Source organism: Pseudomonas sp. COR18, assembly GCF_048568395.1.
Classification (GTDB): domain Bacteria; phylum Pseudomonadota; class Gammaproteobacteria; order Pseudomonadales; family Pseudomonadaceae; genus Aquipseudomonas; species Aquipseudomonas fuscovaginae_B.
In genome coordinates this window covers 3,101,188-3,117,175 of sequence record NZ_CP183808.1, presented here as the reverse complement: position 1 = coordinate 3,117,175, position 15,988 = coordinate 3,101,188, and the positions used below count along the sequence as shown (strand labels likewise).

Below are 15,988 nucleotides of genomic sequence, written 5' to 3'. Positions count from 1 at the left end.
CACATTCGGGAGCCTGCACATGCCCCACCTCACCACCTATACCACCACCGTCATTCCCGACTGGGTCGACTACAACGGCCACCTGCGTGACGCCTTCTACCTGCTGATCTTCAGCTACGCCACCGATGCCCTGATGGACCGCCTGGGCCTGGACAGCGACAACCGCGAAGCCACTGGCAGTTCGCTGTTCACCCTGGAACTGCACCTGAACTACCTGCACGAGGTGAAACTCGGCGCCCAGGTCGAGGTGCACACCCGGATCATCGCCCACGACGCCAAGCGCCTGCACCTCTACCACAGCCTGCACCTGGTGGGCGGCGACAAGGAGCTGGCCGGCAACGAGCAGATGCTGCTCCACGTCGACCTCGCCGGCCCGCGCTCGGCGCCGTTCAGCGAAGCCGTGCTGGAACGCCTGCAAGCCCTGCTCGACGAACAGAGCGAGCTGCCACTGCCCGAGTACATCGGCCGGGTGATCGCACTGCCAGGCAAGAGATAACCACACAACGAAAAGGAGCTCGCCGTGAACACCGCCGCCGCTTTTGCCGACTACCGTCGTTATCCGCTGATCAGTGCCCTGACCGCCGTGCAAACGCTGGCGGACCAGGTCCGGGTGAGCTGGGCCGATGGCCGGGTCAGCCCCTTCCATCACCCATGGCTGCGGGACAACTGCCCGTGCCCGCAGTGCGTGTACACGGTGACCCGCGAGCAGGTGCTGGAGATCGTCGACGTGCCTGAGGATCTGGCCCCCGCCGCAGCGCGCATCGACGACACCGGCTGCCTGTGTATCGACTGGCAGGACGGCCATGCCAGCCGCTTCGATCCGGGCTGGCTGCGGGCCCACGCCTACGATGACGCCTCACGTGCCGAGCGCCAGGCCGGCAAGCCGAAAAGCCGCCTGTGGGACAGCAGCCTGGAACTGCCGGTATTCGACTACGCCGAGCTCAAGGCCGACCCGCAGGCACTGCTGCAATGGCTGCTGGCGCTGCGCGACATCGGCCTGACCCAGGTCCGTGGCGTGCCCACCGAACCCGGCTCGCTGGCGGAGGTGGCGAAACTGATCGCGTTCATCCGCCAGACCAACTTCGGCGTGCTGTTCAACGTGCAGTCCAAGGCCGATGCCGACAGCAACGCCTACACCGCCTTCAACCTGCCGCTGCACACCGACCTGCCGACCCGCGAGCTGCAACCGGGGCTGCAGTTCCTGCATTGCCTGGTCAACGAGGCCAAGGGCGGCGAGAGCCTCTTCGTCGACGGTTTCGCCATTGCCGAAGCGTTGCGCCGCGAAGATCCGGCGGCGTTCCAGGCACTGAGCGAGATACCCGTGGAGTTTCGCAACAAGGACCGTCACAGCGACTATCGCTGCCTGGCACCGGTGATCGCGCTGGACGGTCTCGGCCAGGTCAGCGAGGTGCGCATGGCGAACTTCCTGCGCGGGCCGTTCGATGCGCCGATGGCGCAAATGCCGGTGTTGTACCGGGCCTATCGGCGCTTTATCGCCATGACCCGCGAAGCACGCTTCCAGGTACAGCGCCGGCTCAACCCGGGCGAGCTGTGGTGCTTCGACAACCGCCGCACGCTGCACGCACGCCATGCCTTCGACCCGGCCAGCGGGGCGCGGCATTTCCAGGGCTGCTACATCGACCGTGATGAACTGCTGTCGCGCATCCTGGTGCTGCAGCGCTGACCGGCCTGGCGCATTCGCGGGCAAGCCCGGCTCCTACGGGGCGGTGTCGTGCACAGCATTCATGTACGACACAGGCCTTGTAGGAGCTGGGCTTGCCCGCGAAGAACGATAACGCGGCGTAATGACAGGACAGGCAAAAAAAACCCCGATCAAGCCGTGACAGGATCGGGGTGAGAGAGTGTCTTCAGCAGTGGCGTCGAGAAGGTGACCAAACCGTCGACTGGCCTTGCTGGAAATCAGTTTGCGCCTTCACCCGGGCCCCGACTTTGCCGAAAACGACATGTTCATAGGCATCTCTGACATCGCGACAATCTGTTCTTGCCGACACACCGGTGGGCTACCAGAATCGAGACACGACCCGACCTGAATAGGAAAAGCGCCATGATGTACGCAGATCTGATTGACCAGGAAGACCTGTTGGGCCAGCTCAAGTCCCTCGGCCTGCAAGTACCCACCGGCGCCACCGCCGAGCAGGCATGCGAACATGCGGTACGCGGCCTGGACGATGCCCGCGCCTACGCGCTGCGCAAGATGGTCAAGGAAATGTACACCAGCAGCGCGACGATCCTGCCGGCCGTGCGCCAGGCCATCGACAAGCAGTTGCTGCCGGCGCTGGCCGAATACCAGCAGCAAAAACGCGCCTGATCCCCAGCCATTGCCCAGAGCAATGGCCGCCCACCATCGGTGGGCGCAGGCAGGAACGGCGGCCCCAGACGACAACGCCCCCGGTTTCGGGAAAACCGGGGGCGTGGTGTCTTTCAGCAAGCGTCCCTTATCACGCGCCTAGTGGCCTGTACGGTTAATTCGAATACTCAAACCCCTGGCCCTGGAGTTGAGTGTGCGAATTAGCCACACAGGCAACTAGAGACGCACACTGGCGAAGGTCGACTCGTTGCGCGCCTGGCTCAGGGCCGACATCGGCCCGGACAGCGGCGCCAGGACCATGGCCTGCGGGATCGGCATCATCGCCACCTGCTGGGCGGTGTTGGAGCCGACGCGCTCATCGCGTGGCGGAATGCCGAAGTACTCGCGGTAGCACTTGGAGAAGTGCGGCGTGGAAACGAAGCCGCAGACCGAAGCCACCTCGATGATCGACATCGGCGTCTGCTTGAGCAACTGCCGCGCACGGATCAGCCGCAGCTTGAGGTAGTAGCGCGACGGTGAGCAGTGCAGGTATTTCTGGAACAGCCGCTCCAGTTGTCGACGCGACACGGAGACGTAGACCGCCAGCTCGTCGAGGTCGATCGGCTCCTCCAGGTTGGCTTCCATCAGCGCGACGATTTCCTGCAGCTTCGGCTGGTTGGTGCCGAGCATGTGCTTGAGTGGCACGCGCTGGTGGTCCTGCTCGTTGCGGATGCGCTCGTAGACGAACATCTCGGAGATCGCCGCCGACAGTTCGCGACCGTGATCACGGCTGATCAGGTGCAGCATCATGTCCAGTGGCGCGGTGCCACCGGAGCTGGTGAAGCGATTGCGGTCGAGGGTGAACAGACGGGTGCTCATGGCCACCCGCGGGAAGGCCTCCTGCATCGCCGCCAGACATTCCCAGTGCACGCTGCAATCGAAGCCGTCGAGCAGGCCGGCACAGGCCAGCGCCCAGCTGCCGGTGCACACCGCACCCAGGCGGCGTGACTGGCGCGCCTGGCCCTGCAGCCAGGAGACGTGTTCGCGGGTCACCGTGCGCTGGATGCCGATGCCGCCGCAGACGATCACGGTGTCCATCGCCGGGGCTTTGTGCATGGCCGCGTCAGGCGTGATCTGCAAGCCGTCGCTGGCCCAGACCTGCCCACCGTCGACGCTCAGGGTAGTCCAGCGATACAGCTCGCGACCGGACAACTGGTTGGCCATGCGTAGCGGCTCGACCGCGGAGGCCAGGGAAATGAGCGTGAAATTATCCAGCAGCAGGAAGCCGATGGACTGAGGCGCACGGTTCTGAGGCTGAGCCCCGGAGTTGAACGACGTCATCGCGATATCTCCTCACACAAAGCGGGTTATGGCCTCAGGCGGAGGCTCTTGTTGTATGGCTCTTGTTCCCTGTGGGAAAAGGCGCTTTGTGATGACAGAGCAATTGCCATGCCGAAACTTGAATGCGTATTCAATAACTCCTGAAAACGACATGGCGGCCTGTCTGTAGAGCCCTTGCCGCACGTACGGGTTATGGCCTTGGAAACTGGCGTAGACGGCGTGCCCCGGGGATTTGAGCAGATCGGTAGCACTTGTGTTTCGGGCGAAGTGAGCGCTGCGCGCGAGTGTCACCGCAAGCACGCTGGAGGGTATCTGAGAAGCGTTGCCGACAAGGCGGGCGGCAACGGCCCAGTTATCTGTTTGCGACGCGCCAAAAGGTGGCGCGGGCGGTGAGGAGTGGGCGATTAGTGCACAGTTTCAGTCTTTGGAGAGTCGACTGGCGCTTTCGCGGATGAATCCGGCTCCCACAAGAGGGCGGCGAGCACAGACATTATGAACGCCACAAACCTGTGGGAGCAGGATTCATCCGCGAACCGGCACAGCGCTAAAGGATCAGCACTCCACCGCACTGACCGCCAACCCGCCGCGCGAAGTCTCCTTGTACTTGTCATGCATGTCGGCCCCGGTATCGCGCATGGTGCGGATCACCCGGTCTAGGGAAATGAAATGCTGGCCGTCGCCACGCAGGGCCATCTGCGCGGCGTTGATCGCCTTCACCGCGGCAATCGCGTTGCGCTCGATACAGGGCACCTGCACCAGGCCGCCGACCGGATCGCACGTCAGCCCGAGGTTGTGCTCCAAGCCGATTTCCGCGGCGTTGCACAATTGCTCCGGGGTCGCGCCGAGCACCTCGGCCAGACCCGCCGCCGCCATCGCGCAGGCCGAACCGACCTCGCCCTGGCAGCCGACTTCGGCACCGGAGATCGAAGCATTCTTCTTGCACAGGATGCCGACCGCCGCCGCCCCCAGGAAGAAGTCGACGACATTGGCGTCGGTCACCGCCTCGCTGAATTTCATGAAGTAGTGCAACACCGCCGGGATGATCCCCGCCGCGCCGTTGGTCGGCGCCGTGACCATGCGCCCGCCGGCGGCGTTCTCTTCGTTGACGGCCAGGGCGAACAGGTTGACCCACTCCATCGCACTCAGGGTCGAGCCGATCACGTTCGGCTTGTTCAACTCCTGCAGGCTGCGGTGCAGCTTGGCCGCCCGCCGCCGCACGTTCAGCCCGCCCGGCAGGATGCCCTCGTGCTGCAGGCCGTGCTCGACGCACTCCTGCATCGCCCGCCAGAGTTTCATCAGGCCGCTGCGGATCTCGTCTTCCGAGCGCCAGACCCGCTCGTTGGCCATCATCAGTTCGGCCACGCGCAGATTGTGCTTGCGGCACAGTTCGAGCAGTTCCACCGCACTGGAGAAGTCATAGGGCAGCACGGTGCTGTCCATGTCCGCCACGCCGCTGGAGGCCTGCGCCTCGTCGACGACGAAACCGCCGCCGACCGAATAGTAGGTGTCGCGGTGCAGCTCGCCATCCTCGCCGAACACCACCAGGGTCATGGCGTTGGGGTGGAACGGCAGGTTCTCGTCGAGCAGGCGCATGTCCCGCGACCAGATAAAAGGCACCGGCAGGCGATTGTCGAGCAGCAGCGTGTCGGTTTCACGCAAGGTGGCGATGCGCAAGCCGATCTGCGACGGATCGATCGCGTCCGGCCATTCGCCCATCAGCCCCATGATCACCGCGGTGTCGCTGCCGTGACCGATACCGGTGGCCGACAGCGAACCATAGAGCTGCACCTCGACCCGCCGGACCTGCTCCAGCAGGTCGCGCCCGCGCAATGCCTGCACGAACAACGCCGCCGCCCGCATGGGCCCCACGGTGTGGGAACTGGAAGGCCCGATGCCGATCTTGAACAGGTCAAACACACTGATTGCCATGACTGCGAAGTCCTCTGGATACGGGAGCCGGGCGGCCAGGCGCCCGGTGGCGGGGCTGCTACGCTGAAGTCGCGATCCGCCGGGATGAAAACATCATCAGCCTTTTGGATCGGTGCTCGTCGTCTCGTACCGACGCAATCTTGTCCATCAACGCCAGACGCCGCCGACAGGCTTTTTTCGCGGTTTTTTTGCGTCCAGGAGACGGAAAAATTCGACGAAAAGTCTGTAAGCGACCTCATCGACACTGGATGCGACCCCCCCTGTACTGGATACGACGCACCCCGTAGGCGACATTTTCAGGCTGGTACATGATCAATCCCGACTCGATTGCAAGGCACCGGGGGTAGAGCTGTCCTCGACGCCTCCAACCGCAACAGAACAATTAAGCGCAATCGTCCCTTTGGACACTGCCAAGAAAAAAACTGATAGGAGTCTACCCCGATGAAAGGTTCCCCCTCGTTGTTGTTGGCCGCCATGCTGAGTCTCCCCCTGCTGGCCCAGGCCGCAGAACCGGCACAATGCAGCACCGTGAACTTCTCGGATGTCGGTTGGACCGACATCACCGCCACCACCGCCACCACCAGCGTCGTGCTCGAAGCCCTCGGCTACAAGACCAAGACCACCATGATCTCCGTGCCGGTGACCTACAAGTCCCTGGCCGACGGCAAGAACATGGACGTGTTCCTCGGCAACTGGATGCCGACCATGGAAAACGACATCAAGGCCTACCGCGACGCCGGCACCGTCGACACCGTGCGCACCAACCTCAAGGGCGCCAAGTACACCCTCGCCGTGCCCCAGGCCCTGTATGACAAGGGCCTGCACGACTTCGCCGACATCGCCAAGTTCAAGAAGGAACTGGACGGCAAGATCTACGGCATCGAGCCGGGCAACGACGGCAACCGCCTGATCCAGAGCATGATCGACAAGAACGCCTTCGGCCTGAAGGACGCCGGCTTCAAGGTGGTCGAATCCAGCGAGGCCGGCATGCTCTCGCAGGTCGATCGCGCGCAGAAGCGCGACACCGCCGTGGTCTTCCTCGGCTGGGCGCCGCATCCGATGAACAAGCGCTTCAAGATCCAGTACCTGACTGGCGGCGACGACTATTTCGGCCCGGACTTCGGTGCCGCCACCGTCCTGACCAACACCCGCAAGGGCTACGTACAGGAATGCAGCAACGTCGGCCAGTTGCTGAAGAACCTGGAGTTCACCGTCGACATGGAAAGCTCGCTGATGGGCAACATCCTCGACGACAAGATGAAACCCGAAGCTGCGGCCAAGGCCTGGCTGCAGAAGAACCCACAGGTACTCGATACCTGGCTGGCTGGCGTGACCACCATTGACGGAAAACCCGGCCTGGAAGCCGTGAAAGCCAAGCTCGCGCAATAACCGCCGACACCGGGCGGGGTCGCCCGCCCGGACCGGCATTTATTTCCCTGCATGTGGACGTTCGATACCATGCTGACTGAACAGAAAATCCCCCTGGGCCAGTACATCGCCGCCTTCGTGGAATGGTTGACCAAACACGGTGCCAACTATTTCGATGCGATCGCTTCGACACTGGAAACGATGATCCATGGCGTCACGTTCGCGCTGGCCTGGTTCAACCCACTGGCACTGATCGCGCTGATCGCGCTGATCGCCCACCTGATCCAGCGCAAATGGGGCCTGACCGCCTTCGTCGTTGCTTCCTTTCTGCTGATCCTCAACCTGGGGTACTGGCAGGAAACCATGGAAACCCTCGCCCAGGTGATGTTCGCCACCCTGGTCTGCGTGGTCATCGGTGTGCCGCTGGGCATCGTCGCCGCACACAAGCCGGTGTTCTATACTTTGATGCGTCCGGTCCTCGATCTGATGCAGACGGTACCGACCTTCGTGTACCTGATCCCTACCCTGACCCTGTTCGGCCTGGGCGTGGTTCCCGGGCTGATTTCCACCGTGGTGTTCGCGATCGCCGCGCCGATCCGCCTCACCTACCTGGGCATCCAGGACGTACCGCAGGAACTGATGGACGCCGGCAAGGCCTTCGGCTGCTCGCGCCGCCAGTTGCTCGCCCGAATTGAACTGCCCCATGCCATGCCGAGCATCGCCGCCGGCATCACCCAGTGCATCATGCTGTCGCTGTCGATGGTGGTGATCGCCGCGCTGGTAGGTGCCGATGGTCTGGGCAAACCCGTGGTCAACGCACTGAACACCGCTGATATCGCCCTGGGCTTCGAAGCCGGCCTGGCGATCGTATTGCTGGCAATCATGCTCGACCGTATCTGCAAACAACCCGACGCACAGGTCAAGGGGGACGCATGAGCATCATTCGCTTCGACAAGGTAGACGTTATCTTCTCCAAGAACCCGCGCGAGGCGCTCGCGTTGCTGGACAAGGGCCTCAAGCGGGAAGAAATCCTCAAGAAGACCGGTCAGATCGTCGGCGTCGAGAATGCCAGCCTGGAAATCGAGAAGGGCGAGATCTGTGTGCTGATGGGCCTCTCCGGTTCCGGCAAATCCAGCCTGCTGCGCTGCATCAACGGTCTGAATACCGTCAGCCGCGGCCAACTGTTCGTCGAGCATGAAGGTCGGCAGATCGATATCGCCTCCTGCACGCCCGCCGAACTGAAGATGATGCGCACCAAGCGCATCGCCATGGTGTTCCAGAAATTCGCCCTGATGCCCTGGCTGACGGTGCGCGAAAACATCAGCTTCGGCCTGGAGATGCAGGGTCGTCCGGAAAAGGAACGACGCAAGCTGGTGGACGAGAAGCTCGAACTGGTGGGCCTGGCGCAATGGCGCAACAAGAAGCCCGACGAACTCTCCGGCGGCATGCAGCAGCGGGTCGGCCTGGCCCGCGCGCTGGCGATGGACGCCGATATCCTGTTGATGGACGAACCGTTCTCGGCCCTCGACCCGCTGATTCGCCAGGGCCTGCAGGACGAACTGCTGACCCTGCAGAACAAGCTGGCGAAAACCATCGTGTTCGTCAGCCACGACCTCGACGAAGCGCTGAAGCTCGGTAGCCGTATCGCGATCATGAAGGACGGCCGGATCATCCAGTACAGCAAGCCCGAGGACATCGTGCTCAACCCGGCGGACGACTATGTGCGCACCTTCGTCGCCCATACCAACCCGCTCAACGTACTCTGCGGCCGAAGCCTCATGCGCAGCCTGGACAACTGCAAGCGCGTCAACGGCTCGGTGTGCATCGATCCGGGCGGCGACTCGTGGATCGACCTGGCCGAAGGCAACACGGTCAAGGGCGCCCGCCAGAACGGCTCCAGCCTGAACCTGCAGAGCTGGGTCCAGGGCCAGGCGGTGGAAACCCTGGGTCGCAGCCCGACCCTGGTGGACTCCAACATCGGCATGCGCGATGCCCTGCAGATCCGTTACCAGACCGGCAACAAGCTGGTGCTGCACGACAACAACAGGGTGGTGGGGATTCTTGGCGACAGCGAGCTGTATCACGCGTTGCTGGGCAAGAACCTGGGCTAAGCCAGATGCAGAAACGCCGCGAGACTCTCGCGGCGTTCCTGTTTGTGAAGCACCCAAATGATCCCACACCGTACTGCTGTAATCCCCCCAAAGAGAACCTGCCACGTACTGTAGGAGCCGGGCTTGCCCGCGAAAGCGACCTTCAGGGCAACGCAGGACTCAAGGGCCCATTCGCGGGCAAGCCCGGCTCCTACAGTACGTGATACCAGGCAGAGGGGGCTGGTGTCAGGCAGGGAGGGGGCTGGCACCAGGCCCAGAGATGCTGGGCGCCAGGCCGTGGGGCGCGTTGGCATCAGGCCTGAGGGCCGTGATCTGCCGATGATGAGCGGTGTTGGGCGGTGCAACGACTGTACCGCCCAACCAACCTTCAGCTGTAAACCCGGCCCAGGAGCTGCCGATGGCTTTCGAACTGATCGAGCACATCACGGGTGATCTGCTCCTGGGTGAAGCCCATCAGGTCGTATTCCTGGCTGCCGTTGTGCAGGTACACCTCGGCGCGGTAGTAACGGGTCCGCACTTCGCTCTCACCGCCCTCGGCCTGGGCCGATTCGCTCGGTGCCGCCAGGTAGCCGTCCAGGCTCACTTCATAGACGAAGGGATTGCCCTCCTCCATTTCCACTCGCAGGCCGATCAGACTCTTGGACTTGCCCAGTTGCGTCTGCACCGTCAGGCCCAGGTTACGCAGTTGCGCCGCCGCCTCTTCCAGGGCCGGTGTAACCTGCTTGTCCATGTAGCGTTGGACGATCGCCTGGGTCGGCTGCAGGTCCAGCTGGCTCAGGCGCTCGCTGAAACCGCGACGGCCGCGGGCGGCCAACTCGGCCTGTTCGTCCTCGATCTGCACGTCCTGGCGCATCGCCTTGTGCAGACCGAACATGAAGAACACCAGCACCACCGAGAACGGCAGGCCGGCCAGCACCACCATGGTCTGCATGGCTTCGAAGTTGCCGGCGAACAACAGACCGACGGTCACCAGGGTGATCACCACCGACCAGAAGATACGCAGCCAGTGCGGCGCGTCCTCGTCGACCTGGCCGCCCTTGCACGACAGGTTGGCCATCATCACCGCACCGGAGTCCGCCGGGGTCAGGAACAGCACGAAACCGACGAAGATCGACACACCGATCACCACCTTGGCCGCCGGGTAGAAGTCCAGCAACTGGTAGATCGCCATCGATGGCTGTTCCAGGGCGGTCTTGCCCAGTTCCGCAGCGCCGTGGTTCATCACCAGATCCAGCGCCGAATTGCCGAAGATCGACAGCCAGGCCAGGGTGAAGCCCAGCGGGATCAGCAGCACGCCCGCCACCAGTTCACGCACGGTACGACCACGGGAAATACGCGCGATGAACATGCCGACGAAGGGTGCCCAGGAGATCCACCAGGCCCAGTAGAACAGGGTCCACAGGCCCAGCCAGCGGTCGGACTTCTCGGCGTTGTTTTCGTAGACGTAGAGGTCGAAGGTCTTGAGCACCACGCCGTTGAGGTAGTCGCCGATGTTCTGCACGAAGCCGTTGAGCAGATGCAGGGTCGGGCCGAACAGCAGCACGAAGATCAGCAGGCCGCTGAACAGCACGATGTTCAGGTTGGACAGGCGGCGAATGCCGTTTTCCACACCCGACACGGCGGCGATGGTCGCCACGGTGCTCATGACGATGATCACGATCAGCAGGTTGGTGTTGCTGTGCTGCATGCCGAACAGGTTTTCCAGGCCGGAAGACACCTGCATCGCGCCGATGCCCAGGTTGGTCACCAGCCCCAGCAGGGTGACGAACATGCCGAAGCCGTCCACCGCGTGCCCGGCCGCGCCCTTGACCCAGCGCTCGCCCGCCAGCGGGTACAGCGCCGAACGCAGGGCCAGCGGCTGGTTGTGCCGGTAGGCGAAGTACGCCACCGCCAGGCCGACCAGGGCATAGATCGCCCAGCCGTGCAGGCCCCAGTGCAGGAACGTCAGTTGCAGCGCCTGGCGTGCCACCTCGTTGCTGCCGGGCGTGCCCTCGGGCGGGTTGAAGAAGTGGTCCAGCGGCTCGGAAGCACCGAAGTACAGCAGCGAGATACCGATCCCCGAGGAGAACAGCATGCCTGCCCAGGCGCCGTAGCTGAAGTCCGGGGTGTCCTGTCTGGAGCCCAGTTTCAGCTTGCCGTAGGAGGAGAACGCCAGCCCGATGACGAACACCAGGTAGGCGGCGATCACCAGCATGTAGTACCAGCCGAAGCTGCGCGACAGCCAGGCCTGGGCGACGCCGAGCATTTTGCCGGCCTCTTGCGGGGCGATGATCAGGATGGCGGTCAGCAGCAGTATCAACGCGGTCGAGGTGTAGAACACCCAACCGTTGACCCGCACCTTTTCGGCGGGAGTTTTTATAAGAGAGGCAGAACTCATTGCACAGATGCTCCAGGCAGTGCGAGAGAAAGACACAAGGCAACACGGCACCCGGCCAATCGGTTTGGTGGCAGCCGACCGGCGGGTGATATAAAGACACCCCGAAAAAATTCGAACTTGCGTGGATTGCGCCTGAACCGGTGCGCCAGGACCTTATGCAAGACGTTACCGTGCTGCCGGGTGCCTTTCGTGCCTGTTCGCAATGTCCGTCCTGGCCTGCGCAGAGTGTCTGCCCCGCAGGTTCGGCGTTTTTTCGGAGGTCGTTTTTCCGTCAACCGCACGTAGGAAAGACCTGTAGGCAGCGACGATTTGTCGCAGATCTTATTCTTTGTTGATTGAACGTTCAATCAAAACAAAATAGACTGGCCCCATGCCGGTAGCCGTGACACGTCTGCCGGAGGGCCTAAGGAGAGCTGCACGATGCCCAAGGTCGGTATGCAACCCATACGCCGCCAGCAATTGATCGAAGCCACCCTGCTGGCGGTCGATCAGGTCGGAATGGGGGACGCCAGCATTGCGCTGATTGCCCGTCTGGCCGGTGTCTCGAATGGCATCATCAGTCATTACTTTCAGGACAAGAACGGCCTGATCGCTGCCACGATGCAGTACCTGATGAATGTCCTGAGCGAGAGTGTCGCCACGCGCCGCCAGGCGCTGGCAGATGGCAGCCCGCGGGCGCATCTGCAGGTGATCATCGAAGGCAACTTCGACGCCAGCCAGGTCAATGGCCCTGCAATGAAAACCTGGCTGGCCTTCTGGGCCGCCAGCATGCACCACCCGTCGTTGCACAGGTTGCAGCGGATCAACGATCTGCGCCTGTACTCCAACCTGTGTTACCAGTTCCGCCGCGTCCTGCCGGTTGCCACGGCACGCAGCGCGGCAAGGGGGCTGGCAGCGTTGATCGACGGTTTGTGGTTGCGCGGCGCGTTGTCGGGAGACGCTTTCGACACCGCGCAGGCGCAACGGATCGCTTACGAATACATGGATTTGCAACTGGCGAAGCAGGAGCGCTAGAGCACAGAGAACCGCTCGGCCCCTGAACGGCTGTCGCCCGGCGTTGTCACGATCTTGTGGCGCGCACGACGGTCAACGTCAACCACTCATGCACTTGCGAGGACACTATGGCCCGTTTCGAACTGCAAAAACTCTACATTGACGGCGGCTACACCGACGCGGGCAGCGATGCCACGTTCGATGCCATCAACCCGGCTAACGGTGAAGTTCTCGCCAAAGTGCAGCGTGCGACCAAGGACGACGTCGAACGCGCCGTGGTCAGCGCCGAGAAGGGCCAGAAGATCTGGGCCGCCATGACCGCCATGGAGCGTTCGCGCATCCTGCGTCGCGCCGTGGAAATCCTCCGTGAGCGCAACGACGAACTGGCCGTGCTGGAAACCCTCGACACCGGCAAGGCCTACTCCGAAACCCGCTATGTCGACATCGTCACCGGTGCCGACGTGCTCGAATACTATGCAGGCCTGGTGCCGGCGATCGAAGGCGAGCAGATTCCGCTGCGCACCACCTCGTTCGTCTACACCCGCCGCGAGCCGCTGGGCGTGGTCGCCGGTATCGGCGCGTGGAACTACCCGATCCAGATCGCCCTGTGGAAATCCGCCCCGGCCCTGGCCGCCGGCAACGCGATGATCTTCAAGCCGAGCGAAGTCACTTCGCTGACCACCCTGAAGCTGGCCGAGATCTACACCGAGGCCGGCCTGCCGGCTGGCGTGTTCAACGTCCTGACCGGCAGCGGCCGTGAAGTCGGCACCTGGCTGACCGAACACCCGCGCATCGAGAAGGTCTCCTTCACCGGCGGCACCGACACCGGCAAGAAGGTCATGGCCAGCGCCTCGAGCTCGTCGCTCAAGGACGTGACCATGGAACTGGGCGGCAAGTCGCCACTGATCATCTTCGACGACGCCGACCTGGATCGCGCCGCCGACACCGCGATGATGGCCAACTTCTACAGTTCCGGCCAGGTCTGCACCAACGGCACCCGCGTATTCGTGCCGAGCCACCTGAAAGCCGCCTTCGAAGCCAAGATCGTCGAGCGCGTGGCGCGCATCCGCGTCGGCAACCCGGAAGACGAGAACACCAACTTCGGTCCGCTGGTCAGCTTCGCCCACATGGAAAGCGTGCTGGGCTACATCGCCAAGGGCAAGGAAGAAGGTGCCCGCCTGCTGTGCGGCGGCGAGCGCCTGGGTGGCGAATTCGCCAACGGCGCCTATGTCGCACCGACCGTGTTCACCGACTGCACCGACGACATGACCATCGTCCGTGAGGAAATCTTCGGCCCGGTGATGAGCATCCTCACCTACGAGACCGAGGAAGAAGTGATCCGTCGCGCCAACGACACCGACTTCGGCCTGGCCGCCGGCCTGGTGACCCGTGACCTGAACCGCGCCCACCGCGTGATCCACCAGCTCGAAGCCGGCATCTGCTGGATCAACGCCTGGGGCGAGTCCGACGCGAAGATGCCGGTCGGCGGCTACAAGCAGTCGGGTGTCGGCCGTGAGAACGGTATCAGCTCGCTGAACAACTTCACTCGCATCAAATCGGTACAGGTCGAGCTGGGCGACTACGTCTCGGTGTTCTGACCCCGAGCCCTGTATTGCCCGCGAGGCCGTTTTCGCGGGCAAGCCCTGCTCCTACAGGGTCGCGGCGTACTCCTGTCATGTGTACGCCCCCCCCCTGCAGGAGCGTGGCTCGCCCGCGAACGAGTGCAACGCACTCGCCATGGCCTGCCCCGACCCACTTCAAGAGAGGGAGTGCATTTCATGTCCCAAGAATACGATTACATCATCGTCGGTGCCGGCTCGGCCGGTAACACCCTGGCTACCCGCCTGACCGAAGACGCAGGCGTCACCGTCCTGCTGCTCGAAGCCGGCGGCCCCGACTACCGCTTCGACTTCCGCACCCAGATGCCCGCCGCCCTGGCCTTCCCGCTGCAGGGCCGGCGCTACAACTGGGCCTACGAGACCGACCCGGAGCCGTACATGGACGGCCGCCGCATGGAATGTGGCCGCGGCAAGGGCCTGGGCGGTTCCTCGCTGATCAACGGCATGTGCTACATCCGCGGCAACGCCATGGACTACGACGGCTGGGCCAAGCTGCCAGGCCTGGAAGACTGGAGCTACCTGGACTGCCTGCCGTACTTCCGCAAGGCGGAAACCCGTGACATCGGCCCCAACGACTACCACGGCGGCGAAGGCCCGGTGCGGGTGACCACGCCCAAGGCCGGCAACAATCCGCTGTTCCACGCCATGGTCGAGGCTGGCGTTCAGGCCGGCTACCCGCGCACCGAAGACCTCAACGGCTACCAGCAGGAAGGCTTCGGTCCGATGGACCGTACCGTGACGCCGAACGGCCGTCGCTCCAGCACCGCCCGCGGCTACCTGGATATCGCCAAGAAGCGTTCGACTCTGACCATCGTCACCCACGCCCTGACCGACAAGGTGCTGTTCGAAGGCAAGCGTGCCATCGGTGTACGTTACCTGGTGGGTTCGGCCGAAGAGCGCGTCGAAGCCCGTGCGCGCAAGGAAGTCATTGTCTGCAGCGGCGCGATCGCCTCGCCCCAACTGCTGCAGCGTTCCGGCGTCGGCCCGCGCAAGCTGCTGGAAAGCCTGGACATCCCGGTGGTGCATGACCTGCCGGGCGTCGGCGAGAACCTGCAGGACCACCTCGAGCTGTACCTGCAGTACGCCTGCACGCAGCCGGTGTCGCTGTACCCCTCGCTGCTGTGGTGGAACCAGCCGGCCATCGGTGCCGAGTGGCTGTTCAATGGCACCGGCATCGGCGCCAGCAACCAGTTCGAGGCCGGCGGTTTCATTCGCACTCGTCCGGAATTCGAATGGCCGAACATCCAGTACCACTTCCTGCCGGTCGCCATCAACTACAACGGCAGCAACGGCGTGAAGGAACACGGCTTCCAGGCGCACATGGGCTCGATGCGTTCGCCGAGCCGTGGCCGCGTGCAGCTCAAGTCCAAGGACCCGCGCCAGCACCCGAGCATCCTGTTCAACTACATGGCCACCGAGCAGGACTGGCAGGAATTCCGCGACGGCATCCGCCTGACGCGCGAGATCATGGCGCAGCCGGCACTGGACGCCTACCGTGGCCGCGAGCTGAGCCCGGGGATCGAGGTGCAGACCGACGAGGAACTCGACAAGTTCATCCGCGAACACGCCGAGACCGCGTTCCACCCGTCCTGCTCGTGCAAGATGGGCACCGACGAAATGGCGGTGGTCGACGGCCAGGGCCGCGTGCATGGCATGCAGGGCCTGCGGGTGGTCGACGCGTCGATCATGCCGATCATCACCACCGGCAACCTGAACGCGCCGACGATCATGATTGCCGAAAAAATCGCCGACAAGATCCGTGGCCGCCAGCCACTGCCGCGCAGCACGGCTCCCTATTACGTCGCGGGCGAGGCACCGGTGCGTGGCAAGCCGCTGCGTGAAGTGAGCCATCCCGCGAAGTAAGTGGCGCCTTGATCATTCCCACGCTCTGCGTGGGAATGCCTCCCTGGACGCCCGGCATCCGCTCTTGTGACGCAGAGCG

12 protein-coding genes are annotated in these 15,988 nt (G+C 63.5%); 9 read left to right on the top strand and 3 right to left on the bottom strand.

Going from position 1 to position 15,988, the window contains the following annotated elements:
- The first annotated feature begins 19 nt into the window (after positions 1–19).
- The 3 genes from ACM62G_RS14325 to ACM62G_RS14315 all read left to right on the top strand — a co-directional run bounded on the left by ACM62G_RS14325 (position 20) and on the right by ACM62G_RS14315 (position 2,329).
- On the top strand, positions 20–496 hold the full coding sequence (locus ACM62G_RS14325; protein ID WP_273825286.1) for a thioesterase family protein: 477 nt from the start codon (positions 20–22) through the stop codon (positions 494–496).
- A gap of 24 nt (positions 497–520) precedes the next feature.
- Positions 521–1,684, top strand: coding sequence for a gamma-butyrobetaine dioxygenase (locus tag ACM62G_RS14320; protein ID WP_054063507.1), 1,164 nt, complete (start codon positions 521–523; stop codon positions 1,682–1,684).
- A gap of 381 nt (positions 1,685–2,065) precedes the next feature.
- Positions 2,066–2,329, top strand: a complete 264-nt coding sequence (locus tag ACM62G_RS14315; RefSeq protein WP_054060901.1) for a hypothetical protein — start codon at positions 2,066–2,068, stop codon at positions 2,327–2,329.
- A gap of 216 nt (positions 2,330–2,545) precedes the next feature.
- On the opposite strand, the gene ACM62G_RS14310 is transcribed toward ACM62G_RS14315, so the two are convergent.
- Positions 2,546–3,649: a GlxA family transcriptional regulator gene (locus tag ACM62G_RS14310; protein ID WP_017902435.1), complete on the bottom strand. Its 1,104-nt coding sequence runs from the start codon at positions 3,647–3,649 to the stop codon at positions 2,546–2,548.
- Positions 3,650–4,201: 552 nt separating this feature from the next.
- Positions 4,202–5,578: an L-serine ammonia-lyase gene (locus ACM62G_RS14305; protein WP_054063508.1), complete on the bottom strand. Its 1,377-nt coding sequence runs from the start codon at positions 5,576–5,578 to the stop codon at positions 4,202–4,204.
- 441 nt (positions 5,579–6,019) lie between these two features.
- On the opposite strand from ACM62G_RS14305, the gene ACM62G_RS14300 reads away from it, so the two are divergent.
- The 3 genes from ACM62G_RS14300 (at position 6,020) to choV (ending at position 9,057) form a co-directional block, all read left to right on the top strand.
- Positions 6,020–6,967, top strand: coding sequence for a choline ABC transporter substrate-binding protein (locus tag ACM62G_RS14300; protein WP_054060903.1), 948 nt, complete (start codon positions 6,020–6,022; stop codon positions 6,965–6,967).
- Positions 6,968–7,036: 69 nt separating this feature from the next.
- Complete coding sequence (gene choW / locus ACM62G_RS14295; protein WP_054060909.1) at positions 7,037–7,882, top strand: choline ABC transporter permease subunit; 846 nt, start codon at positions 7,037–7,039, stop codon at positions 7,880–7,882.
- Entirely contained in the window at positions 7,879–9,057 is a 1,179-nt protein-coding gene (choV, locus tag ACM62G_RS14290; protein WP_054060904.1) for a choline ABC transporter ATP-binding protein, read from the top strand. Before choW ends, choV begins: the two co-directional genes overlap by 4 nt.
- A gap of 367 nt (positions 9,058–9,424) precedes the next feature.
- Here choV and ACM62G_RS14285 read toward each other — a convergent pair whose 3' ends face one another.
- Positions 9,425–11,377, bottom strand: coding sequence for a BCCT family transporter (locus ACM62G_RS14285; RefSeq protein ID WP_239688118.1), 1,953 nt, complete (start codon positions 11,375–11,377; stop codon positions 9,425–9,427).
- A gap of 477 nt (positions 11,378–11,854) precedes the next feature.
- Here ACM62G_RS14285 and betI point away from each other — a divergent pair, with 477 nt between their 5' ends.
- The 3 genes from betI (at position 11,855) to betA (ending at position 15,909) form a co-directional block, all read left to right on the top strand.
- Positions 11,855–12,448: a transcriptional regulator BetI gene (gene betI, locus ACM62G_RS14280; RefSeq protein WP_054060906.1), complete on the top strand. Its 594-nt coding sequence runs from the start codon at positions 11,855–11,857 to the stop codon at positions 12,446–12,448.
- Positions 12,449–12,555: 107 nt separating this feature from the next.
- Positions 12,556–14,025 (top strand): betaine-aldehyde dehydrogenase, encoded by a 1,470-nt coding sequence (gene betB / locus ACM62G_RS14275; protein WP_054060907.1) that lies wholly within the window; start codon positions 12,556–12,558, stop codon positions 14,023–14,025.
- 180 nt (positions 14,026–14,205) lie between these two features.
- Positions 14,206–15,909 carry a choline dehydrogenase gene (gene betA / locus ACM62G_RS14270; RefSeq protein ID WP_419737359.1) on the top strand — a complete coding sequence of 568 codons (1,704 nt, stop codon included), beginning with the start codon at positions 14,206–14,208 and terminating at the stop codon, positions 15,907–15,909.
- Positions 15,910–15,988 lie beyond the last annotated feature (79 nt).

What these genes read in the sequence shown, in the direction of transcription:
- betB (WP_054060907.1), top strand. Translation starts at nt 12,556, where the DNA reads ATGGCCCGTTTCGAACTGCAAAAACTCTACATTGACGGCGGCTACACC.
- ACM62G_RS14310 (WP_017902435.1), bottom strand. Translation starts at nt 3,649, where the DNA reads ATGACGTCGTTCAACTCCGGGGCTCAGCCTCAGAACCGTGCGCCTCAG.
- ACM62G_RS14300 (WP_054060903.1), top strand. Translation starts at nt 6,020, where the DNA reads ATGAAAGGTTCCCCCTCGTTGTTGTTGGCCGCCATGCTGAGTCTCCCC.
- ACM62G_RS14325 (WP_273825286.1), top strand. Translation starts at nt 20, where the DNA reads ATGCCCCACCTCACCACCTATACCACCACCGTCATTCCCGACTGGGTC.
- betI (WP_054060906.1), top strand. Translation starts at nt 11,855, where the DNA reads ATGCCCAAGGTCGGTATGCAACCCATACGCCGCCAGCAATTGATCGAA.
- ACM62G_RS14305 (WP_054063508.1), bottom strand. Translation starts at nt 5,578, where the DNA reads ATGGCAATCAGTGTGTTTGACCTGTTCAAGATCGGCATCGGGCCTTCC.
- choV (WP_054060904.1), top strand. Translation starts at nt 7,879, where the DNA reads ATGAGCATCATTCGCTTCGACAAGGTAGACGTTATCTTCTCCAAGAAC.
- betA (WP_419737359.1), top strand. Translation starts at nt 14,206, where the DNA reads ATGTCCCAAGAATACGATTACATCATCGTCGGTGCCGGCTCGGCCGGT.
- ACM62G_RS14315 (WP_054060901.1), top strand. Translation starts at nt 2,066, where the DNA reads ATGATGTACGCAGATCTGATTGACCAGGAAGACCTGTTGGGCCAGCTC.
- choW (WP_054060909.1), top strand. Translation starts at nt 7,037, where the DNA reads ATGCTGACTGAACAGAAAATCCCCCTGGGCCAGTACATCGCCGCCTTC.